Genomic DNA, 20,412 nt, shown 5'->3' on the forward strand with positions numbered 1-20,412 from the left:
AGTTGGGCTTGTTGCCAGCCTGGTTTATTTGACCACGTTGCCGGCGACGTTGAGCACGTCCCAGGTGCGGGCGAACGGCGGCGCGTAGCAGAAGTCCATCATGCCCAGTTCGCGCGCGCTGACGCCTTTGGCGATGGCCACGGCCAGCGCGTCCAGCCGGTGCACCACATCGCCGTTGCGGCCTATCATCTGCGCGCCCAGCAGCCGCTGGCTGCCGGTTTCATAGCAGAGTTTGACGTGGACTTCCGCCTGTCCGGGCACGTAGTTGGTGTGGTTTTTGTCCTTGACCAGCACGCTTTGGCAATCAAAGCCGGCGGCGCGCGCCTGTGTTTCGGACAGGCCGGTGCGCGCGGCGTCCAGGGACAGGACGCGCACCGCGGCGGAACCCAGGGTGCCGGGATAGGCTTGGCGGCCGCCGGCCAGGTTCTCGCCCACTAGTCGGCCCAGCTTGTTGGCCCCGGTGGCCAGCGCCACGTAGACCGGTTGGCCGGTCAACTGATGCGGAGCGGCCGCGCAGTCTCCGGCGGAGTAGATGTCCGGCAGGCTGGTTTCGCCGTAGGCGTTGACCACGATGGCGCCGTTGCCCAGTCGCGTGAGGCCGGCGTCGGCGGCGAAGGCGGTATTGGGGCGGATGCCTATGCTCAGCACCACCAGATCGGCCGGGTATTCGCCCCGTTCGGTGACCACGCTTTGCACCGCGCCGTCGCCACGCAGCGCGGTGACGGCCTCGGACAGGTGCAGCGCCACGCCGTGTTCGCGCAATTCCTGCTCCATCAGGCTGGTGATTTCGGCGTCGAAGGCGTCCGGCATTACCCGCTCGGCCAGTTGGATCAGCCGCACTCGCTTGCCCAGGCGAACCATGGCTTCTGCCAGCTCCAGGCCGATGAAGCCGGCGCCGATGATGACAACCTCGCGCACCTCGTCGCGGGCCGCGGCGGCGCGCAGCGCCAGGCCGTCCTCCATTACCCGCAGCGTGTGTACGCCGTGCAAGTCCAGGCCCGGCAGCGGCGGTCGGATCTCGCTGGCGCCGGTGGCGATCATCAGTTTGTCGTAAGCGGCGTTGAAGGCTTCTCCGTCCGCCAGCCTGCGCACGCGCACCCGCTTGGCGGCGGGGTCTATGCTCAGGGCCTGGTGGCCGGTGTGCACGCGGATATTGCGCTTGGCGAAGTCTTCCACGCTGAATTCGGCCATATAGCCGGGATCGTCGAACTCGCCGCCGACGAAATAGGGGAGGCCGCAAGCGCCGAAAGAGATGATGTCGGACATCTCGTAGACGTCGATTTCAGCTTGCGGCGCGCTGCGGCGCGCCTTGGCCGCCGCGCTCATGCCGGCGGCTTCGCCGCCGATGATGACGATTTTCATATAGTGTTTCCGTACGGGTTTTGCTGCGCCGCACTGCATCGTTTCGCCGTGCGGCGGCCTCTGTCCGCGCTATCAGGCGGCCTGCGGGGTTTTCTTGCCCGCTTTAATGGGAAAACCGCCGTGGATGCTTAGTTTACAGGCTGTAAATCGGCATTCCCAGGCGGTTTTCAAGGCTGCTTCGCGCGCAGAGCGTTAAGCCATCTCTTCGTCCAGATTGATCTCGCGATCGCTATTGAACACCTGCATATCGGTCTGGCCCAGCAAGCGGCTGGTTACCGTGCCGGCGGTGATGGAGCCGCTGACGTTGAGCGCGGTGCGGCCCATGTCGATCAACGGCTCGATCGAGATCAGCAGGCCGGCCAGCGCTACCGGGAAGTCGAGCGCGGACAGTACGATCAGGGCGGCGAAGGTGGCGCCGCCGCCAACGCCCGCCACGCCGAAGGAACTGATGGTGATGATGGCGATCAGCGGCACGATGAAGTGTAGGTCCATCGGGTTGACGCCCACGGTGGGGGCGATCATCACCGCCAGCATGGCCGGGTAGATGCCGGCGCAGCCGTTCTGGCCGATGGTGGCGCCAAAGGAGGCCGCGAAGTTGGCGATGCCGTCCGGAATGCCCAGCAGCTTGTTCTGCGTGGCCACGTTCATTGGAATAGAACCGGCGCTGGTGCGCGAGGTGAAGGCGAAGGTCAGCACCGGAATCACCTTTTTAGTCCAGCGCAGCGGGTTGACGCCGGCCAGGCCCACCAGCAGCAGGTGCACGGCGAACATCAGCAGCATCGCGCCGTAAGAGGCCAGCACGAAATTGATCAGGTTGACGATGTCGGTCCAGCTGGAGCCGGACACCACCTTGGTCATCAACGCGAACACGCCATAGGGCGTCAAGCGCAGCACCAGGGTCACCATGCGCATCACGATGGCCTGGGCCACGGCGATGAAGTGGCTGAAGCTGGCGAACAGCTCGGGCTTTTTGCGGGCGATGCCGGTGGCGGACAGGCCGATCAGCACGGAGAAGATCACCACTGCGATGGTGGAGGTCTTGCGCGCGCCGGTCATGTCCAGGAAGGGGTTGGCCGGGAGGAAGTCCAGCACCAGCTTGCTGAAGGACAGGTCTTCGACCGTACTCAGGTTCTTCACCAGCGATTCGCCGCGCGCCACTTCGGCGGCGCCTGCGGTCAGACCTTCGGCGCTGAGGCCGAACAGATTGGCCATCAGAATGCCGGCGCCGGCGGCGAGCATCGTGGTGAACAAGAGCACGCCCAGGGTGGCGGCGCTGATCTTGCCCAGAGAAGAGCCGCCTTCCAGCTTGAGCAGCGCGGCGATGATGGACACCATGATCAGCGGGATCACGATCATCTGCAGCAGCTTCACATAGCCGGAGCCGATGATTTCACATAGTTCCAGGCAGGCGGCCAGCGCCGGCGAGCCGGGTTGGGCGAGCCATTGCAGAGCGGCGCCGAAGGCGACGCCCAAGGCCAGGCCGGTGAAGACCCGCTTGGTGAAAGAAACGTGGGTGCGTTGCTGCTGCCACAGCAGCGCCAGCAAGGCCAGCGTGACTGCTAGCGTGGCGATGACGGTCAAGGTCATGGGAAACCCCTTAATCTATTGGTTTTGTCGTCAGGTTTCACTGGCCGCCCGGGCCGGCTGGGTGTAGGAGGTTTGGGGTGGGGCGGCGAGCTGGGCTCAGGGTAGCGACGGCTTGGCGTCGGCATTTTGAGCGAGGTCAGACGAGCGTGGAATCCTGATAAAAAAAGCTTCATCCAGGCGGGGCGAGGCGCGAGCGAACGCGCGCGGCCATGCCGGGAGATACGGTGATAAAGGCGCGATTTTACCGAGTTTCCATTCGTTTTACTTATATTAATAAGTATAAGCTTATTGATTGTTTTTCTATCAGCCGCGAGGGGGCTTGGGCAGGAGCGATTAAAGCGGAGGGCCGCAATGGCGCGGCAAGCGTCGGCGTCAGCCGGGGCGCCCGGCAGCACCTCTTGTTGAGGGAAATGGATTTTCTTGGTTGCAAATAGCTGTTTTTATTGTGTTTGTGGCAAAAATTGCTTTGCGCGGAAGGGGTTCTGCAGGTACAATTGCGCCCTTTTTTCGCTTTATTGGCCCTTGTCCGTCCGGCCGCATGGGCAAGCGCGCCGCCGCTTGCCGGTCTCAGAAAGGCTGCATCTCCGTAATGTCCGCTCTACACGCAAAGCTTAGCCGTTCCAATCTATTGTTCCCGCTGGCTCTGGTTCTGTTCGAATTCGCCGTCTACATCTGTAACGACATGGTGCAGCCGGCGATGTTGGCCGTGACCCGGGAATTCCTGGTCGATGCCTCTTGGGTGCCGGCGTCGATGACTGCCTTTTTGCTGGGCGGCGCGCTGCTGTCCTGGCTGACCGGCCCCTTGTCCGATCGCATCGGCCGCCGGCCGGTGCTGCTGTTCGGCGTCGCCTACTTCACCGTGACCTGCCTGGCCACCTATCTGGTCAGCTCCATCGAAGCCTTCATCGCGCTGCGCCTGCTGCAGGGCATCGGCCTGTGCTTCATCAACGCCGTCGGCTACGCCGCGGTGCAGGAAGCCTTTGAAGAAAAGGCCGCGGTCAAGGTCACCGCGCTGATGGCCAATGTGGCGCTGATCGCTCCCTTGGCCGGCCCGCTGGCCGGCGCCGCCTTGATGGAGCTGGCGCCGTGGCGCACCAGCTTCCTGCTGATCGCCGCGCTGTCTTTCCTGGCTTTGTTGGGCCTGCTGTGGAAAATGCCGGAAACTACCCAGCCCAGCCATGAAAAGCTGCCGCTGGCGCAGATGGGGCGGGATTACCTGAAAGTGTTCAGCAACGGCCGTTTCGTATTGTCCGCGCTGTGCATTCCCTTACTGGCGCTGCCGCTGATGGGCTGGATTGCCATGTCGCCGGTGCTGTTGATCCATGATCTGCACATGAGCGCGTTGGAATACGGCCTGATGCAGTTGCCGGTGTTCGGCGGCCTGATCGCCGGCAATCTGGCGCTGGTGGTGGTGGCCGGCCGCTGGCCGCTGGGCCGTTCCGCGTTGATCGGCATGTGGCCCATTGTGATCGGCCTCAGTCTGATGCTGTCCGGCGTGCTCTGGTCCGCGCACCCGCAGTACTTCATGGTGGCCGGCATGATGTTGATGGCCTTCGGCGAAGGCTTGGCCTTTGGCGTGCTGTATCGTTTCGCCTTGATGTCTTGCGACGCCGCCGGCAAGGGCACGGTGTCCGCCAGCATGAGCATGCTGTCCATGGCCGGCTACGCGCTGGGCGTGGAGCTATTCCGCATCGCTTATCAGCAGGCCGGCATGTTGGGTTTCGCCTGCCTGTCGCTGGCCTTCTCGCTGGCCTATGTGCGGGTGGCGCGCCGTACTGTGCGCTGGGCGATGCTGGAGCGAGCGCAGCAAGCCGAAGCCAAACAGCCGGAACTGGCCAGCCAGGCTTCTTGAGCCGGCGTCTGATTCCGCAAACTAAAGCCCGGCCCGCATGCGCGGCCGGGCTTTGTTTTATCAGCGGCAGCATCCCGGATATCCATCGTGACCGCCGGGGGCGACTGCCTCTATAATCGATCGTTTGAGATCGCACCTTTGGAACAATCCTAATGACCAAACGCAAGATTCTGGTGACCAGCGCATTGCCTTACGCCAACGCGGGGCTGCATCTGGGTCACATGCTGGAACAGATTCAGACCGACATCTGGGTGCGCTTCCAGAAGATGCGCGGCCACGAATGCTATTACGTCTGCGCCGACGATACCCACGGCGCGCCCATCATGCTGGCCGCGGAAAAGCAGGGCATTACCCCTGAGCAGCTGGTGGATAGCGTGCGCGAACTGCACTTGGCGGATTCCCAGGGCTTCCTGATCGGCCACGACAACTACTACAGCACCAACAGCCCGGAAAACAAGGCGCTGGCGGAGCAGGTTTATCTGGCTTTGAAGGCCGACGACAAAATCGCCTGCCGCACCATCGAACAACTGTTCGATCCGGAAAAGCAAATGTTCCTGCCGGACCGCTTCGTCAAGGGCGAATGCCCTAAGTGCAGCGCCAAGGATCAGTACGGCGACAACTGTGAAGTCTGTGGCGCCACCTACAACCCCACCGAGCTGAAGAACCCGTATTCGGCCGTGTCCGGCGCCAAGCCGGTGCTGAAAACTTCCGAGCACTACTTCTTCCGCCTGGGCGAATGCGCCGACTTCCTCAAGCAGTGGACCGGCGGCAGCAGCGTGCGCGCAGACGGCGCGACTCAGCCGCATCTGCAGCCGGAGTCGTTGAACAAGATGAACGAGTGGATTTCCGGTGGCTTGCAGGACTGGGACATCAGCCGCGACGCGCCGTATTTCGGCTTCGAAATCCCCGGCGCGCCGGGCAAGTACTTCTATGTATGGCTGGACGCGCCTATCGGTTACATGGCCAGCTTCAAGAACCTGTGCGATCGCAGCGGCCTGAACTTCGACGAATGGTTCGGCAAGGATAGCCGGACCGAGATGTACCATTTCATCGGCAAGGACATCCTGTACTTCCACGCCTTGTTCTGGCCGGCGATGCTGAACTACTCCGGCCTGCGCGCGCCCACCGGTGTGTTCGCCCACGGCTTCCTGACCGTGGACGGGCAGAAGATGTCCAAGTCTCGCGGCACCTTCATCCAGGCCAAGAGCTATCTGGATTGCGGCCTGAACCCGGAGTGGATGCGCTATTACATCGCCGCCAAGCTCAATGGCCGCATCGAAGACATCGACCTCAACCTGAACGACTTCGTCGCGCGGGTGAATTCCGACCTGGTGGGCAAGTTCGTCAACATCGCCAGCCGCTCCGCTGGTTTCATCGCCAAACGCTTTGACGGCATGCTGGCCAGCCAGGTTAGCGACGGCGATATCCTCGCCAAGCTGCAGGCCGCCGCCGACGAACTGGCCGCCGCCTTCGAGGCGCGCGAATATGCCAAGGCGCTGCGCGACGTGATGGCGCTGGCCGACGTGGTCAACGCTTACGTGGACGCCAACAAACCGTGGGAACTGGCCAAACAGGAAGGTCAGGACGCGCGCTTGCAGGAAGTCTGCACCGTGTTGATTAACGCCTTCCGTCTGCTCACCATTTACCTGAAGCCGGTGCTGCCCAAGCTGGCCGAAGGCGTGGAAGCCTTCCTCGACGTGGTGCCGCTTGCCTGGAGCGACGCCGCAAACCTGCTGCTGGGCAAGAAGATCAACGCCTACCAGCACCTGATGCAGCGCATAGACCCTGCACTGATCGACAAACTGATAGAAGCGAACAAACAGAATATGCAAGCCACCGCAGACACCCCGGCCGCCGCTCAATACGAGCCGCTGGCCGAAACCATCAAGATCGACGACTTCGCCAAGCTGGATCTGCGCATCGGCAAGGTGCTGGAATGCAACTTCGTCGAAGGCTCGGACAAACTGCTGCAGTTCACCGTGGATCTGGGCTTCGAGAAGCGCAATATCTTCTCCGGCATCCGCAAGGCTTACCAGGAGCCTGAAAAACTGGTGGGCCGTAATGTGGTGGTGGTGGCCAACTTGGCTGAACGCAAGATGCGCTTCGGTGTATCGCAAGGCATGATCGTCTGCGCTTCCGGCCAGGACGATAGCGAAGGCCTGTTCCTGCTGGACGCCGATCAAGGCGCCAAACCGGGCATGCGCATCGGCTAAGCCGGTAGTTCCTAATCCTGACTGTTCTTTTTGCTAGTTGGGTCCCGCGGCCCCTGCTGTCATATTGGCATGCAGGGGCCGCGTCATTTCGCGGCCCTGAAATCTTCACTAGGCTGTCATCTGAGGCTGTTACATTCACTGCAAGCCAAATGCGAAACATTCTCGTCCGGCTGGCGGAACTTTTGAAAATATGGTATGTCTCTAGATGAAATGAATTTTGAACAACCCAAAAAAAAGAAAAAGGAATGAACCATCATGAAAATTTCTCAACTGAAACCCGGCTACAAAATCCTTGAGCACAAGGACAGCGGCTCTACCATGCATTACGAAGTGGTCAGCATTCGACAGGTTGGCAAGATGTTTGAAGTGACTTTCAAGTCCGCCTTGGGTTTGGCCAGCGCCTTGTATCCCGCAAATGCCTTCATTCAGGCGGCCGCCTGATGCCACTCCCCTGCGTTTGTCCATTCCATTGCGCAGATTACAGATGAAGCCCCGCGAAACGCGGGGCTTTGTTTTTGGCCGGTCTGTTTCTTCCCGTGTGAAAAACTCAAGTCAGGCAGTTGACGTTTCGATGCAAATTGTTCATGCTTTTTGCATTTGATGGCGGAGGTTCCGTGCCGCAACGCGCAAAACTGATATTGGAAATCATCGTTAATTTCCTACTGCCCTGGTTGTGTTACCGCTATGGCGAGCCACGCTGGGGCGAAGCCGGCGCGCTGATGTTTTCCGCTTTGCCGCCGGTATTGTGGAGCGTGGTCGAATTGCTGCGCTTCCGGCGAGTGGACGCCTTGAGCCTGTTGGTGTTGCTGGGGATCGGCCTGTCCTTGCTGGCCATGCTGCTGGGCGGCGACGCGCGGCTGCTGTTGCTGCGCGAGTCCTTGATCACCGGCTTGATTGGCTGCGGTTTCTTGCTGTCTTTGGCGCTGCGTCGGCCGCTGGTGTTTTATCTGGCGCGTGCGACCTTGGCGCGAGAGTCCGAGCAGGGACGGGAGCGATTTGAGCAGCTGTGGCGCTTTGACGGTTTTAGACGCGCTATTCAGCGGATGACCCTGTGGTGGGGGTTGGGCCTGAGCCTGGAGGCCGGCGGTCGCGCTTATCTGGCCTGGACCTGGCCGGTAGAGCGTTTTCTGCTGGTTGCGCCGTTCATCAGCTATGGCGTGATGGGCGGGTTGTGTCTGATGACCTTGCTGTATCGTCGGCGGATGCGACGCGAAGCCGCCATGGCGATGGCTGCGTCCTGACGTGTTGGGTAGGGAGAATAAAAAAAGGGCCGCATAAGCGGCCCTGAAGTTCCGTGATGAACACTTAGGAGGAAAGACACGGCTGCTTGGTTTGCGGCTTCGCTGGCAGTCGAAACCGCAGCGGCAATGTCTTCCAAAATGCACAAAGATCGCGCCCGCATCGGCAGTGCCTGTTGGCAGACAGGCGGCTGACTTCTCGGGCCGCAATCGCTCGGGGAGAACGACTGCGCTGACCTTGAGTTCACTTTAGACGGTCTTTGTTGATCAGGTGTGTGGCAGCAAAGATCAACTGTTAACAAGTATGAATCATCTGGGTGCGAACTTTCTGCGCGCCTGTAATCTTTTTGTCAAAAGGCTTGACCAAGGAAACGCGGCGGGGTATAGTTCACACCTCTGCACGAAACACAGCAGACAGATCAGACGCGGGGTGGAGCAGTCTGGTAGCTCGTCGGGCTCATAACCCGAAGGTCGTAGGTTCAAATCCTGCCCCCGCAACCAAGTTAAAAAGCCCGAAGCTAAAAAGCTTCGGGCTTTTTGCTTTTTCATTCTCGCCCGGGAGGGCCGGAGTTGGCTGCGCGCCAGGTTTTTAGTTGAGAGAAGAGCTGCTTTATAGTGGTTATATCTATTCGCATTCCGGAGCCGCAGCATGCGCATTGCCGTTTTTGACGCCAAGAATTACGACCGCCACGCGCTGGAGGCCGCCAATCAAAATCACCACCATCAACTACATTTTTTCGAGCCGCGCTTGAATCAGGACACCGTGGGGCTGGTTCAGGGGGTGGATGCGGTATGTCCTTTCGTCAACGACAGGCTGGACGCCGCGGTGGTGGCGAAGCTGGCGGCGGCGGGTGTGAAGCTGGTGACTTTGCGCTGCGCCGGCTACAACGGCGTGGATCTGGCGGCTTGCCGCCAGCAAGGCATCGCGGTGACCCGGGTGCCGGCCTATTCGCCGCACGCGGTGGCCGAGCACGCCTTTGCTCTGTTGCTGGCGGTGGTGCGTCGCATTCACAAGTCCTATACCCGGGTGCGGGAGATGGATTTTTCGCTGGATGGGTTGGTGGGTTTCGATCTTCACGGCAAGACCATGGGCGTCTTTGGCGCCGGCCGAATCGGTCAGGCCACGATGTCCATCGCCCGCGGCTTTGGCATGCGGGTGCTGGCCTATGATCTGTATCCCAATGCCGAACTGGCGGCCAGTCTGGGTTGCGAGTTCGTATCTTTGGAGGAAATCTGGCGGCAGGCGGATGTGATCAGCCTGCATTTGCCGTTGACGGCGGAAAGCCGGCACTTGATCAATCGCGAGACGCTGGGACGGATGAAGCCGGGCGCGGTGTTGATCAATACCAGTCGCGGCGGCCTGGTCGACACCGCCGCCTTGCTGGAGGCGCTGAAGGCAGGGCGCTTGTCCGGCGTGGGCCTGGATGTGTACGAGATGGAAGAAGGCGTGTTTTTCGAGAACCTGTCGGAAAGCGGGCTGCAGGACGATCAACTGGCGCGTTTGCTGACTTTCCCCAATGTGCTGGTAACTTCCCACCAGGGCTTTCTGACGCGGGAGGCGCTGATGAATATCGCCGACACCACCTTAGGCAACGCCGGCGCTTTCGAGCGGGGGGAGGCGCTGGTCAACGCCATCTCCGTTTAGTCAGGGAAGATCGCGGCGGAATACCCAGGTGAGTTCGCTGGAGGCTGTCGCATCGTAGGCGTAACCGGCGCTGTCAAAGTGCTTGAGTTGTTCCGGCTGGCTGACCTGATGCAGTGCGGCCCAGCGCACCATCATGCCGCGCGCGCGCTTGGCGTAGAAGCTGATGATTTTGTACTGGCCGTTCTTGCGGTCCTGGAACACCGGGGTGATCAGGCTGCCGTTGAGCTTGGCGGGTTTCACTGCCTTGAAGTATTCCTCCGAGGCCAGATTCACCAATACCGGGTCTTTTCTTTGCTCCAGCACCGCGTTCAAGGCGTGGGTGACGGTGTTGCCCCAGAACTCGTACAGGTTTTTGCCGCGCGGGTTGCTCAGGCGGGTGCCCATCTCCAGCCGGTAGGGCTGCATCAGGTCGAGCGGCCGCAGCGCGCCGTAGAGCCCGGACAGAATGCGCAAATGGTTTTGCAGATAGCTCATCTGGCTTGGCTCCAGGTTGGCGGCGTTCAGGCCTTCGTAGACGTCGCCTTTGAACGCCAGCACTGCTTGTTTGGCGTTGGCCGGGCTGAACGGCGCTTGCCAGTCGTGGTAGCGGCCCACGTTCAATTGCGCCAGCGCGTCGCTGATGCCCATCAACTTGCCGATTTCCAGCGGGCTCTTGGCGCGCAGCTCCTGGATCAGCTCGGCGCTGTGGTGCAGGAAGTCCGGCTGGGTGTATTGATCGGTGGCGGCGGGGGTGTCGAAGTCCAGCGTTTTGGCTGGGGAGATGACCATCAGCATGAGACGAATCCTTATTGAGCAACCGCCATTGTACTGGACTGCGCCGGGCTTGGCCCGCCGTCGTGACCGGCGGCTTGCTTGGCTCTAAAATGCAGGCCGGGATTTGAATCTATGATGGTCAGGCAAGGAGAAGACATGCGGGTATTGGTGCAGCGGGTGAGGCAGGCGTCGGTGACGGTGGAGGGGCGCGTAACCGGGGAAATTGGTTCAGGACTGCTGCTGCTGGTGGGCATAGAAGAAGAGGACGGGGCGGAGGATATTACCTGGCTGACGCGCAAGCTCAGCCAACTGCGGATTTTTAACGACGAGGCCGGGGTGATGAATCGTTCGGTGCTGGATTGCGGCGGCGAGGTATTGGCGGTCAGCCAGTTCACCTTGTTTGCCAGCACCAAGAAGGGGAACCGGCCATCGTATTCGCGCGCGGCGCGGCCGGAGCGGTCTAGGCCCTTGTTTGATCAGTTTGTCGCCGCGATGGCGGAGACCCTGGGCAAGCCGGTGCCCACCGGCGTATTTGGCGCGGACATGCAGGTGGCGTTGGTCAATGATGGTCCGGTGACGATCTGGCTGGACAGCAAGACGATGGAGTGAGCGATGGAGGGTAGCCGCTGGCGGTCATGGCGCATTCTGTTGACGCCGTATTATCTGAACCTGTATGCCCGGCAGGCGCATGTGCTGCGAGTGGCCGCGGCGTTTCTGGTTGGGCTCGGCTTGAACCTGTTGTTCGAGATACCCCACGGCAGCTGGATGCTGGTGACCATCCTGATCGTGCTGGGCAGCGTGCCGCATTGGGGCGGGGTGAGGCGCAAGGCCTTGCAGCGCATGGGCGGTTCTTTGCTGGGCGCGGCGGCGGGCCTGGTGGCGATGGCTCTGTACCGTCACTCTCCGCTGTCTTGCTATGCGTGGATGACGGCGCTGGTAATGCTCAGCGCCTGGTTCGCGCTGGGCAAGGGCGAGTATTTGGCGCTGCTGGTGGGGCTGACCATGGTGATTGTGGCCGGTTTAGGCAACGAGCCAGTTGAGGCCGCGCTGTGGCGCAGCTTCAATGTGCTGGCCGGATCTGTGCTGGGCTTGGTGGCCGCTGGGCTGTTTCCATTGCGGGCGATAGACAGCTGGCGCTTCTTGCTGGCGGATAATTTGCGCGAAGCGGCCACCCTGTACAGCAAAATCGCACGGCGGCGCGAGGTGGACGCCGGGCTGGCGCTGGAGCGTTTTAATAGCCGTTTGATCCGCATGCGCGCGCTGGTCGCGGCGGCGGTGCAGGAGTCCGGCCTGCCCGGCGGCCGTTTTGACGCCATCCAGCGGCGGCAACGCGCTCTGTGCAGCCTGCTGGACCGGATGAGCGAGGTCGCCCAGGACACGCCGGCCTTGACCGACGGCGCAGAGTCGCGCCGCGCCATTGTTCGCACGCTGATGCGCGCGGCTCACGGGATGCGCTTCAACCAGCCGGGAATGCTGGCGGAGACGCTGGAGGAGGCCGTGAGCCCGCTGGCGCTGGACAAGCCTTCGTATTGCCACTGGCTGACCGCGGAGTTCAATCTGGTTGCCGAGCATTTGCGCGAAGACTTGGCGCTGCTGCTGCCCAGCTTGATGCAGGTGCCGCCGCCCAGCCGCGGGGTGCTGCTGATGGTGTGGCGCTGGCTGAGCAGCGCCAGTCAAGGACGCGGCCGATAGCGGCGGACATGAAAAAAGCCAGGGCTTGCTCTGGCTTTTTTTGGGGGAAGTTAGTTCTTAGAACCTGTTCAAAGTCTGCTGCGCGTCGGCGATACGGCGTTAAAAACAAGCTCAAATTGCTCATATACCACTCGTAAATTCCGTTTTTCGCTCGTTTTCGCATTGTCTCGCTCTTGCTCGCGAGACTTTGAACAAGCTCTTACAGGCCCTGGATACGCACTTTCTGGCCTGGTTGCAGCCGGGTTAACTGGCGGGAATCGTTCCAGCGCTGGATATCGTTGTGGTTGACGCCAAAGCGGCGGGCGATGCTGAACAGGGTGTCGCCGCGTTGCACCACGTATTCGGCCGGCACGCTGCCGGTGGCGCGCTGGTTGATCTGCAGGCTGCTGACTTTGAGCAAGGCGTCTTGCTGCGCCTGGCTGGCCCGGTTGTCCGCCAGCAGCGTTACGCTCTTGTCCATGGTCTTGTTGACGTTCAACACTTGGCCCACCAGAACGGTGTTGGAGTCCAGCTGGTTGGCCGCTTTCAAATCGTCTAGGCCGAGGTTGAAGCGACGGGCGATGCTGTACAGGGTGTCGCCTGCGGCCACGGTGTAATTGCCGTCGGCGTCCGCCACGGCAGCAGCCGTTGCCGCGGGAGCCGTCGCTACGAGGACGGCTTTGGCCTGCGTCGGCGTCGTTTCCGGCGCGGCGGCCAGGGCGGTGGCGGGCAGGGCGCTCGCTTGCGGCGCCTGGGCCTGCGCAACCGGTGTGCTTGGCTGGACGGCTTGGGTCGAGGCGACCATCACCGCCGGCGCCGCGCGCGGCGGCGTTTCCGCCTGCGCCAACAGGGTGGCGCTGTCGCCGCTTTCCGGCAAGGCGGTATCGGTGGCGTCCAGCGGACGGATATCGCGCTGATCCTTGCTCATCGCCACCAGCACCGGTTGACCGGCCTTGAGCGAGGTGCTGCTCAGATTGTTGGCGCTCATCAGCTGGCCGGCGCTCATGCCGTGCTCGCTGGCGATCAGGCTGACGTTGGCGTCCGCGGGCGGAGTGTAGACTTCCCAGGTGAGCAGCGGTTTGTCCCACTTGGCCAGGTTGGCCTGGAACTTGTCGGCCTTGGCCGCCGGGATCAGCATCTGACGGCCGTTTTTGTGCGCGTATACCGGCAGGTTGAAGGCCGGATTCAGTTCTTTGAATTCGCTGATGGACATGCCGGCCAGCTTGGCGGCGATGTCGATGTTCATGTGCTTGCCGGTGGAAACCGCAACGAAGTAAGGCTTGTTGGGGAATTTGTCCAGGCGCACGCCGAACTTGGCCGGATCGTTGAGAATGTTACGCACCGCCAGCAACTTGGGCGCGTAGTTGCGCGTTTCGTTGGGCATGCGGATATTTTCGTAAGTCACTTCCTGGCCGCTGGCCTGCAGCCGGGCGATGGCGCGGGAGACGTTGCCCTCGCCCCAGTTGTAGGCGGCCAGCGCGATGTTCCAGTCGCCAAACTGCCCATACAAGTTTTCCAGATAGTCCAGCGCTGCGCGGGTGGCTTCCATCACGTCGCGGCGGCCGTCGTACCACCAAGTCTGTTCCAGTCCGTAGTGGCGACCGGTGGCCGGCATGAACTGCCACAGGCCGGAGGCGCCGACATGGGATTTCGCGGTGGGAACGAAGGCGCTTTCCACCAGCGGCAACAGCGCCAGCTCGGTGGGCATGCCGCGGCGCTCCACTTCGTTCATGATGTGAAACAGATATTTTCTACTGCGGTCCAGCGTGCGGCGGAAGTATTCCGGCTTACTGGCATAAAAGCGTTCCTGGCGGCGCACGATCTCCGCGTTCACTTCCGGCAGTTGGAAGCCTTCGCGCGCGCGTTCCCAAACGTTGTCGCCGTTGCGAAGCAGGCTGGAGTTCAGCAGCATCATGTCCAGGCCGGCGGCCAGGCCCTCGTCCACGCCGACGGATTGGCGAAACGCCCCGTCCGCGTGCGCGGCGGAGGCAAATAAAAAAACAAATGACAGCGAAAGTGCCAACGGGGTGAAGCGATTCATTTGGCGGGCCCGGAATTCTGATTTCGGCTGATGCTAAACAGCCAACATAGGGGTGTCAACCAAAAAACCAAATAACTTCATGTGCTTTGCTGACATATAGGCCATACAGACTGTCCTGTGCCAGTTATTTTTAACAGTGGCGATCAGGATATAGTTTCTTGTCATGGTTTCAGCGTTTGCTCGCAGACCTCAGCGCGTCGGCGATACGGCCTTGAAAACGCCTTTGAAGGGCTGAGGAACGGAGATGGGTCTTCCGTTTTTCCCGTCTTTTTCGCCTTGTTTCGCTGTAACTTGCGAGCTCATGAACAAATTCCTCAGAAGCGATTTTTCCACTCGCGCAACGCGGCAAAGACTTCGACAACCTCATCAAGAGTTTGGCCGCTCCAGTGCGCGGCGGACTGGCGCACCGCAGGCTCATGCGCGCGCAGGAAAGGGTTGCTGGCGCGCTCCAGACTGATAGTGGAGGGCAGGGTGGGCAGATTCTGTTCGCGCAGCTTCAGGTCCCGGCTCATGCGGATGGCTAGCACAGGATTGCCAGGCTCCACCGTCAGCGCGAAGCGTAGATTGGCCAAGGTGTACTCATGAGCCGGGTAGACCTTGGTGGCGTTCGGCAGCGCGGCCAGCTTGGCCAGCGAATCATGCATTTGCCGCGGCGTGCCTTCGAACAGTCGGCCACAGCCGGCACCGAACAGGGTATCGCCGCAAAACAGCGCGTCGTCGATCACATAGGCCAGGTGGTTCAGCGTGTGGCCCGGAACTTCCAGCACCAAGGCCGCGCCGAAGGAGAGCTCGACGCGAGCTCCGTCCATCACCGGGCGAGAGACCAAGGCGATGTCGGCGGGGCCGTAGACGGGGGCGTCCGGCCAGCGCGCGGACAGCTCGGCCACGCCGCCGATATGGTCGGCGTGTTGGTGGGTGAGCAGAACGGCTTCCAGCTGAAGCCCTTCCCGCTCAAGGAAGGAGAAGACCGGCGCGGCCTCGCCCGGGTCCACCACGACAGCGCGGCCGCTGTGATGCAAAACCCAGATATAATTGTCAGTGAAGGCCCCTACCGGGCTGACGGTGAATTTGGCTGGCATAAGGCTTCTCTCAATGAAGAATTCGTTTAGCGACTGGCTGAGCTCCAGCGAATTGGGATGTTATCTGCTGGAGCGGGAGCAGGCTTATTTCGATCGCGCCGTCGCCGACGTGTTCGGCTTCCATGCGGTGCAGTTGGGATTGCCGGAAGTCGACTTCCTGCGCGCCAACCGCATTCCCTGGCAGTGCCGCGTCGCCGATTCCGGACCGGCTCAGATCCTGTGCGATCCGGAGCAACTGCCGTTCGAGAGCCGCAGCCTGGACCTGTTGGTGATGCCGCATGTGCTGGATTTTACCACCGTGCCGCATCAGGTACTGCGGGAAGCCGAGCGCGTGCTGATGCCGGAGGGCCGGCTGATCCTCACCGGCTTCAATCCGGTGTCGCTATGGGGCGTGCGCCGGCTGGTCCAGGGGCGCGAAAACGCGCCGTGGAGCGGCAACTTTCTGTCTTTGGTGCGCATCAAGGACTGGCTGACCCTGCTGGAACTGGAGCCCGCGAGCGGGGGCTTCATGGGCTACGCGCCGCCGTTTTCCCGCTGCGACTGGGTGCAACGCTTCCGCTTCATGGAGCGGGCCGGGGACCGCTGGTGGCCATTGGCCGCCGGCGTGTACGGCATTGAGGCGATCAAACGTCAGCGCGGCATGCGCTTGATCCTGCCCAATTGGAAGCAGGCCAAGGCCAAAACCGGTCTGGCGGTGGCCGCCGGCAACGAGCGTCATCACAGTCACAGGGAACCATGAGACAACACAGCAAGCGGGACGCAAGCCCCGGCAATGACGAGACAGCATGACGACTGAAGACAAGGTAGAGATGTATACCGACGGCGCCTGCAAGGGCAATCCGGGGCCGGGCGGATGGGGCGCTTTGCTGCGCTTCAAAGGCAAGGAAAAGGAATTGTGCGGCGGCGAGGCCAACACCACCAACAACCGCATGGAGTTGCTGGCCGTGATCAAGGGCCTGGCCACGTTGAACCGGCCCTGCCGGGTGGTGGTGTACACCGACTCCCAATATGTGCAAAAAGGCATTTCCGAGTGGATTCACGGCTGGAAGGCGCGGGGCTGGAAGACCGCGGCCAAGGAGCCGGTGAAGAATGCCGATCTGTGGCAGCAATTGGACGCCGAGCGCAACCGCCACCTGCATGTGGAGTGGCGCTGGGTCAAAGGCCACGCCGGTCATGAGTTCAACGAACGGGCCGATCAGTTGGCCAACCGAGGCGTGGAGCTGGCCTGATCCGGCCGCGCCTGCCTTTCTTCAGAGTTCAGAGCGGCGCCGCTGGCTGCGGCCGCCGCCAGGATAGCGCATGAGACAAATCATTCTCGATACCGAAACCACCGGTCTCGAACACGCCCAAGGCCATCGCATCATCGAGTTCGCCGGCCTGGAAATGATCAACCGCAAGCTCACCGGCAAGCATCTGCATCTTTACATCCATCCGGAGCGCGATATCGATCCGGATGCCCAGCGCGTGCACGGCATCTCGCTGGAATTTCTGGAAGGCAAACCCAAGTTCCGCGAGGTGGCCGAGGAAGTGGCCGACTTCCTGCGCGACGCGGAGCTGATCATCCACAATGCGCCGTTTGACGTCGGCTTCCTCAACGCCGAATTCGAAAGAGTGGGCCTGCCGTCCATCAAGAACCTGTGCGCCAACGTGGTGGATACGCTGCGCGAAGCGCGCGATCTGTTCCCCGGCAAGCGCAACAGCCTGGACGCCTTGTGCGACCGATTCGAGATCGACCGCTCCAACCGCACCTTGCACGGCGCGCTGGTGGACTGCGAATTGTTGTCCGAAGTCTATCTATGGATGACCCGCGGCCAGGAAAGCCTGGTGATGGACATCGACGTCGACTTGCCCAATGGCCAGCACGGCGCGCTGGATTTCGAGCGCAAGCCGTTGATCGTCAAGCGCGCCAATGAGCAGGAGCTGGCCGATCATCAAGCTTATTTGAACGATCTGGACAAATCGGTGAAGGGCACCTGCCTGTGGCGCAGCCTGGAGACGCCGGCCGGAGAGGGCGCGTGAGCCGCTACCTGGCGCTGGTGCCGGCCGCTGGCCATGGCAGCCGCTTCGGCGCGCCCAGTCCCAAACAATACCTGCAACTGAACGGCAAGCCGCTGATGTGGCATACCCTGCAGGCGTTGGCCTCTGTGGCCGCCGTTGAGGCGGTGGCGGTGGTGATTTCTCCCTGCGACGAGTGGTTTGACGATTTCGACTGGGACATTCCCAAGCTGCAAGTGTTGCGCGTGGGCGGCGTCAGCCGCGCCGAGAGCGTGCGCAACGGCCTGGCGGCGCTGGACTGCGGTGCCGACGACTGGATATTGGTGCACGACGCCGCGCGTTGCTGTCTGACCGCGGACGCGGTGGAGCGGCTGCTGGCGGAAGTCGGGGACGACCCGGTGGGCGGCCTGCTGGCCTTGCCGGTGCCTGACACCGTGAAGCGCGCGGACGCGGAGCAGCGCGTGGCGGTCACTGTTTCGCGCGCCGGCCTGTGGCTGGCGCAAACCCCGCAGATGTTCCGCCACGGAAAATTGCGAGAGGCCCTGCAAGGCGGCGATCTGGCTGACGTGACCGACGAAGCCTCCGCGATAGAGCGCTGCGGCGGCAAGCCGCGCCTGGTGGAAGGCGATGCTCAGAATTTCAAAGTGACTTATCCGCGCGATCTGGCCTTGGCGCGCGCGGTGCTGGCGGCAAGAAAGGATTGATATGTTTCGAGTGGGACAGGGCTACGATGTACACCAACTGGTGGCCGGCCGGTCGTTGATCCTGGGCGGCGTGAACATTCCGCACGAGAAGGGGCTGTTGGGCCACTCCGACGCCGACGCCTTGTTGCACGCGATTACCGACGCGCTGCTGGGCGCGGCGGCGTTGGGCGATATCGGCCGTCACTTTCCGGACACCGATCCCGAATTCAAGGGCGCGGACAGCCGCGCGCTGCTGCGTGAAGCGGCCAAGCGCGTGCGCGCCGCCGGCTGGAAACCGGTGAATGTGGACAGCACGCTGATTGCGCAGCAGCCCAAGCTGGCGCCGCACATCGACGCAATGCGCGCCGCCATCGCCGAAGATCTCGGCCTGGACCTCGACGCGGTCAACGTCAAGGGTAAAACCAACGAGAAGCTGGGCTATCTGGGGCGTTGCGAGGCGATAGAGGCGCAAGCCGTCTGCCTGCTGACGTCCGTGTAACACCGCGCCGCGATTCGCGGTTTGCGGCTCGCAATTGATGACAGGTGTCTGGCGGATCGCCCCGTGCCATAATCCGCCCGGCGCAACACCATCCAAACACAGGAGGCATTACCATGTTGACTCAGGACCAACTGAAGCTTGCCGTGGCCAAGAAGGCCATTGAATTCGTGCCGGACGACAGCATCGTCGGCGTCGGCACCGGCAGCACCGTCAATCTGTTCATCGAAGAGCTGGCCGCGATCAAGGGCCGCATCCGCGGCGCGGTGTCCAGCTCCGACGCCTCCACCGCCCGCCTCAAAGCTCACCACATCCCGGTGTTCGACCTGAACGAAGTGGATGCGTTGCCGGTGTATATCGACGGCGCGGACGAAATCAACCACCATCTGCACATGATCAAAGGCGGCGGCGCCGCGCTGACCCGCGAGAAGATCGTCGCCAGCGTGGCCGAGCAGTTCATCTGCATCGCCGACGAAACCAAATACGTCACCATGTTGGGCGGTTTCCCGCTGCCCATCGAAGTGATCCCGATGGCGCGCAGCTATGTGGCGCGCGAGTTGGTCAAGCTGGGCGGCCACCCGGAGCTGCGTCAGGGCGTGACCACCGACAACGGCAATGTGATCCTGGACGTGCAGGGCTTGAAGATTCAGAAGCCGGTGGAACTGGAAGAAATCATCAACCACCTGGCCGGCGTGGTTACCTGCGGCCTGTTCGCCCGCCGCCGCGCCGATGTGCTGGTGTTGGGAAAACAAAGCGGCGTGGAAGAAATCCGTTAAGAACCCGTTTACGATTAGCTGCGCGTTGGCGGGATGGATAGAAAGGGGCGTGAAACCGTCGTCGGAATGCCCGTGCACCGTATGTGCATTCCGTTTCTTCGGTCGCTTCCGCTCCTGTCTCGCTCACGGGATCGTAAACACGTTCTGAGCAAGTTTCGCCGGGGCGCGCTAGCCTTCTAGCGGGCTTGCCGCCGCCCGCAAGCGGGCAGATGAATTGTCACATCGTCGTCATCTGCCCGCATTAACATAGCGTTTTTTGACAGGTTTTGGTTTGGGGCAGACATGGCAGAGCATATTTCCAAACAGTTCGATATGGAGCTGGAAACCATCCGCACCCGCGTCCTGCAGATGGGCGGACTGGTGGAGCAGCAGATTTTGTCCGCGGTGGAAGCCCTGCTGGCAGGCGACATTGACAAGCTGGACAAGGTGATTGCCGAAGACGCGCTGGTCAATGCGATGGAAGTCACCATCGACGACGACTGCCTGCACATCATCGCCCGCCGTCAGCCGGCCGCCAGCGACCTTCGCATCGTGTTCACCGTGATCAAGGTAATCACGGATCTGGAGCGCATCGGCGACGAAGCCAAGAAGATCGCGCGCATGGGCAAGACCATTTATCAATCGGAGCGCTACCAGATGCCGCGCTTCCGCGAAATCGAGAAAATGGCGGATTCGGCGCTGGGCATGTTGCGCCGCGCGCTGGACGCCTTCGCCCGCCTGGACACCAGCGCCGCCTTGGAATTGGCCGAGGCCGACCAGGAACTGGACGAGGATTTCGCCTCCGAACTGCGTCAGCTGATCACCTTCATGATGGAAGACCCGCGCACCATCAGCATGTCCATCGACACCTTGTTCATCTCCAAGGCGATAGAGCGCATTGGCGATCACGCCACCAATATTTCCGAGTACGTGGTGTACTTGGTCAAAGGCAAGGACATTCGTCACACCACGCTGGAAACCAAGAAGCGAGAAACCCTGGGCTGAGCCTGGCCGCGCCTGTCACGGCGACTTGACATGACGG

19 protein-coding genes and 1 tRNA gene are annotated in these 20,412 nt (G+C 61.7%); 15 read left to right on the forward strand and 5 right to left on the reverse strand.

All coding sequences use genetic code 11. The features are described from left to right. Positions 1–24: 24 nt before the first annotated feature. Positions 25–1,362 carry a CoA-disulfide reductase gene (locus DXT74_RS08525; RefSeq protein WP_194427732.1) on the reverse strand — a complete coding sequence of 446 codons (1,338 nt, stop codon included), beginning with the start codon at positions 1,360–1,362 and terminating at the stop codon, positions 25–27. Positions 1,363–1,554: 192 nt separating this feature from the next. Continuing rightward, complete coding sequence (locus DXT74_RS08530) at positions 1,555–2,949, reverse strand: L-cystine transporter (protein WP_043590896.1); 1,395 nt, start codon at positions 2,947–2,949, stop codon at positions 1,555–1,557. 589 nt (positions 2,950–3,538) lie between these two features. On the opposite strand from DXT74_RS08530, the gene DXT74_RS08535 reads away from it, so the two are divergent. From DXT74_RS08535 to DXT74_RS08560, 6 genes are all read left to right on the forward strand, one after another. Further along, positions 3,539–4,801 carry an MFS transporter gene (locus DXT74_RS08535; protein WP_081555390.1) on the forward strand — a complete coding sequence of 421 codons (1,263 nt, stop codon included), beginning with the start codon at positions 3,539–3,541 and terminating at the stop codon, positions 4,799–4,801. Positions 4,802–4,953: 152 nt separating this feature from the next. Beyond that, a complete protein-coding gene (gene metG, locus DXT74_RS08540; protein ID WP_194427733.1) occupies positions 4,954–7,014 on the forward strand; it encodes a methionine--tRNA ligase in 2,061 nt (686 codons plus the stop codon). 255 nt (positions 7,015–7,269) lie between these two features. Next, positions 7,270–7,455, forward strand: coding sequence for a hypothetical protein (locus DXT74_RS08545; protein ID WP_019103612.1), 186 nt, complete (start codon positions 7,270–7,272; stop codon positions 7,453–7,455). A gap of 173 nt (positions 7,456–7,628) precedes the next feature. Further along, complete coding sequence (locus DXT74_RS08550; protein ID WP_043591039.1) at positions 7,629–8,255, forward strand: VC0807 family protein; 627 nt, start codon at positions 7,629–7,631, stop codon at positions 8,253–8,255. Between the two features lie 421 nt (positions 8,256–8,676). Beyond that, positions 8,677–8,753: transfer RNA gene (locus DXT74_RS08555), tRNA-Met, on the forward strand. A gap of 148 nt (positions 8,754–8,901) precedes the next feature. After that, on the forward strand, positions 8,902–9,897 hold the full coding sequence (locus DXT74_RS08560) for a 2-hydroxyacid dehydrogenase (protein WP_081555392.1): 996 nt from the start codon (positions 8,902–8,904) through the stop codon (positions 9,895–9,897). Here the strand turns inward: DXT74_RS08560 and yaaA are convergent, their stop codons facing one another. Next, complete coding sequence (gene yaaA, locus DXT74_RS08565) at positions 9,898–10,671, reverse strand: peroxide stress protein YaaA (protein WP_194427734.1); 774 nt, start codon at positions 10,669–10,671, stop codon at positions 9,898–9,900. Between the two features lie 135 nt (positions 10,672–10,806). Here yaaA and dtd point away from each other — a divergent pair, with 135 nt between their 5' ends. Further along, positions 10,807–11,259, forward strand: a complete 453-nt coding sequence (gene dtd, locus DXT74_RS08570; RefSeq protein ID WP_019103608.1) for a D-aminoacyl-tRNA deacylase — start codon at positions 10,807–10,809, stop codon at positions 11,257–11,259. Between the two features lie 3 nt (positions 11,260–11,262). Beyond that, positions 11,263–12,342, forward strand: coding sequence for an FUSC family protein (locus tag DXT74_RS08575; protein WP_194427735.1), 1,080 nt, complete (start codon positions 11,263–11,265; stop codon positions 12,340–12,342). A gap of 199 nt (positions 12,343–12,541) precedes the next feature. On the opposite strand, the gene DXT74_RS08580 is transcribed toward DXT74_RS08575, so the two are convergent. Together DXT74_RS08580 and gloB are read right to left on the reverse strand one after the other, a co-directional pair. After that, positions 12,542–14,362, reverse strand: coding sequence for a LysM peptidoglycan-binding domain-containing protein (locus tag DXT74_RS08580; protein WP_081555396.1), 1,821 nt, complete (start codon positions 14,360–14,362; stop codon positions 12,542–12,544). A 314-nt stretch (positions 14,363–14,676) separates the two neighbouring features. Then, positions 14,677–15,441 (reverse strand): hydroxyacylglutathione hydrolase, encoded by a 765-nt coding sequence (gloB, locus tag DXT74_RS08585; protein ID WP_194427736.1) that lies wholly within the window; start codon positions 15,439–15,441, stop codon positions 14,677–14,679. 13 nt (positions 15,442–15,454) lie between these two features. Between gloB and DXT74_RS08590 the strand changes: the two genes are divergently transcribed. From DXT74_RS08590 to phoU, 7 genes are all read left to right on the forward strand, one after another. Next, positions 15,455–16,180, forward strand: coding sequence for a class I SAM-dependent methyltransferase (locus DXT74_RS08590; protein ID WP_019103604.1), 726 nt, complete (start codon positions 15,455–15,457; stop codon positions 16,178–16,180). 46 nt (positions 16,181–16,226) lie between these two features. Then, positions 16,227–16,670, forward strand: coding sequence for a ribonuclease HI (rnhA, locus tag DXT74_RS08595; protein WP_039756195.1), 444 nt, complete (start codon positions 16,227–16,229; stop codon positions 16,668–16,670). 70 nt (positions 16,671–16,740) lie between these two features. Next, complete coding sequence (dnaQ, locus tag DXT74_RS08600) at positions 16,741–17,460, forward strand: DNA polymerase III subunit epsilon (RefSeq protein WP_081555398.1); 720 nt, start codon at positions 16,741–16,743, stop codon at positions 17,458–17,460. After that, positions 17,457–18,140 (forward strand): 2-C-methyl-D-erythritol 4-phosphate cytidylyltransferase, encoded by a 684-nt coding sequence (gene ispD, locus DXT74_RS08605; protein WP_194427737.1) that lies wholly within the window; start codon positions 17,457–17,459, stop codon positions 18,138–18,140. Before dnaQ ends, ispD begins: the two co-directional genes overlap by 4 nt. Position 18,141: 1 nt before the next feature. Beyond that, complete coding sequence (gene ispF / locus DXT74_RS08610; RefSeq protein ID WP_194427738.1) at positions 18,142–18,618, forward strand: 2-C-methyl-D-erythritol 2,4-cyclodiphosphate synthase; 477 nt, start codon at positions 18,142–18,144, stop codon at positions 18,616–18,618. Positions 18,619–18,731: 113 nt separating this feature from the next. Continuing rightward, positions 18,732–19,391, forward strand: coding sequence for a ribose-5-phosphate isomerase RpiA (gene rpiA, locus DXT74_RS08615; RefSeq protein WP_194427739.1), 660 nt, complete (start codon positions 18,732–18,734; stop codon positions 19,389–19,391). A gap of 282 nt (positions 19,392–19,673) precedes the next feature. Then, a complete protein-coding gene (gene phoU, locus DXT74_RS08620; protein WP_043637634.1) occupies positions 19,674–20,375 on the forward strand; it encodes a phosphate signaling complex protein PhoU in 702 nt (233 codons plus the stop codon). Positions 20,376–20,412 lie beyond the last annotated feature (37 nt).

The organism is Chromobacterium sp. Rain0013, from assembly GCF_015291765.1.
GTDB lineage: Bacteria > Pseudomonadota > Gammaproteobacteria > Burkholderiales > Chromobacteriaceae > Chromobacterium > Chromobacterium haemolyticum.

Bases quoted from the DNA above. Each gene is read 5' to 3' on its own strand.
- DXT74_RS08525 (WP_194427732.1), bottom strand. From the start codon at position 1,362: ATGAAAATCGTCATCATCGGCGGCGAAGCCGCCGGCATGAGCGCGGCG.
- DXT74_RS08530 (WP_043590896.1), bottom strand. From the start codon at position 2,949: ATGACCTTGACCGTCATCGCCACGCTAGCAGTCACGCTGGCCTTGCTG.
- DXT74_RS08535 (WP_081555390.1), top strand. From the start codon at position 3,539: ATGTCCGCTCTACACGCAAAGCTTAGCCGTTCCAATCTATTGTTCCCG.
- metG (WP_194427733.1), top strand. From the start codon at position 4,954: ATGACCAAACGCAAGATTCTGGTGACCAGCGCATTGCCTTACGCCAAC.
- DXT74_RS08545 (WP_019103612.1), top strand. From the start codon at position 7,270: ATGAAAATTTCTCAACTGAAACCCGGCTACAAAATCCTTGAGCACAAG.
- DXT74_RS08560 (WP_081555392.1), top strand. From the start codon at position 8,902: ATGCGCATTGCCGTTTTTGACGCCAAGAATTACGACCGCCACGCGCTG.
- yaaA (WP_194427734.1), bottom strand. From the start codon at position 10,671: ATGCTGATGGTCATCTCCCCAGCCAAAACGCTGGACTTCGACACCCCC.
- dtd (WP_019103608.1), top strand. From the start codon at position 10,807: ATGCGGGTATTGGTGCAGCGGGTGAGGCAGGCGTCGGTGACGGTGGAG.
- DXT74_RS08575 (WP_194427735.1), top strand. From the start codon at position 11,263: ATGGAGGGTAGCCGCTGGCGGTCATGGCGCATTCTGTTGACGCCGTAT.
- DXT74_RS08580 (WP_081555396.1), bottom strand. From the start codon at position 14,362: ATGAATCGCTTCACCCCGTTGGCACTTTCGCTGTCATTTGTTTTTTTA.
- gloB (WP_194427736.1), bottom strand. From the start codon at position 15,441: ATGCCAGCCAAATTCACCGTCAGCCCGGTAGGGGCCTTCACTGACAAT.
- DXT74_RS08590 (WP_019103604.1), top strand. From the start codon at position 15,455: ATGAAGAATTCGTTTAGCGACTGGCTGAGCTCCAGCGAATTGGGATGT.
- rnhA (WP_039756195.1), top strand. From the start codon at position 16,227: ATGACGACTGAAGACAAGGTAGAGATGTATACCGACGGCGCCTGCAAG.
- dnaQ (WP_081555398.1), top strand. From the start codon at position 16,741: ATGAGACAAATCATTCTCGATACCGAAACCACCGGTCTCGAACACGCC.
- ispF (WP_194427738.1), top strand. From the start codon at position 18,142: ATGTTTCGAGTGGGACAGGGCTACGATGTACACCAACTGGTGGCCGGC.
- rpiA (WP_194427739.1), top strand. From the start codon at position 18,732: ATGTTGACTCAGGACCAACTGAAGCTTGCCGTGGCCAAGAAGGCCATT.
- phoU (WP_043637634.1), top strand. From the start codon at position 19,674: ATGGCAGAGCATATTTCCAAACAGTTCGATATGGAGCTGGAAACCATC.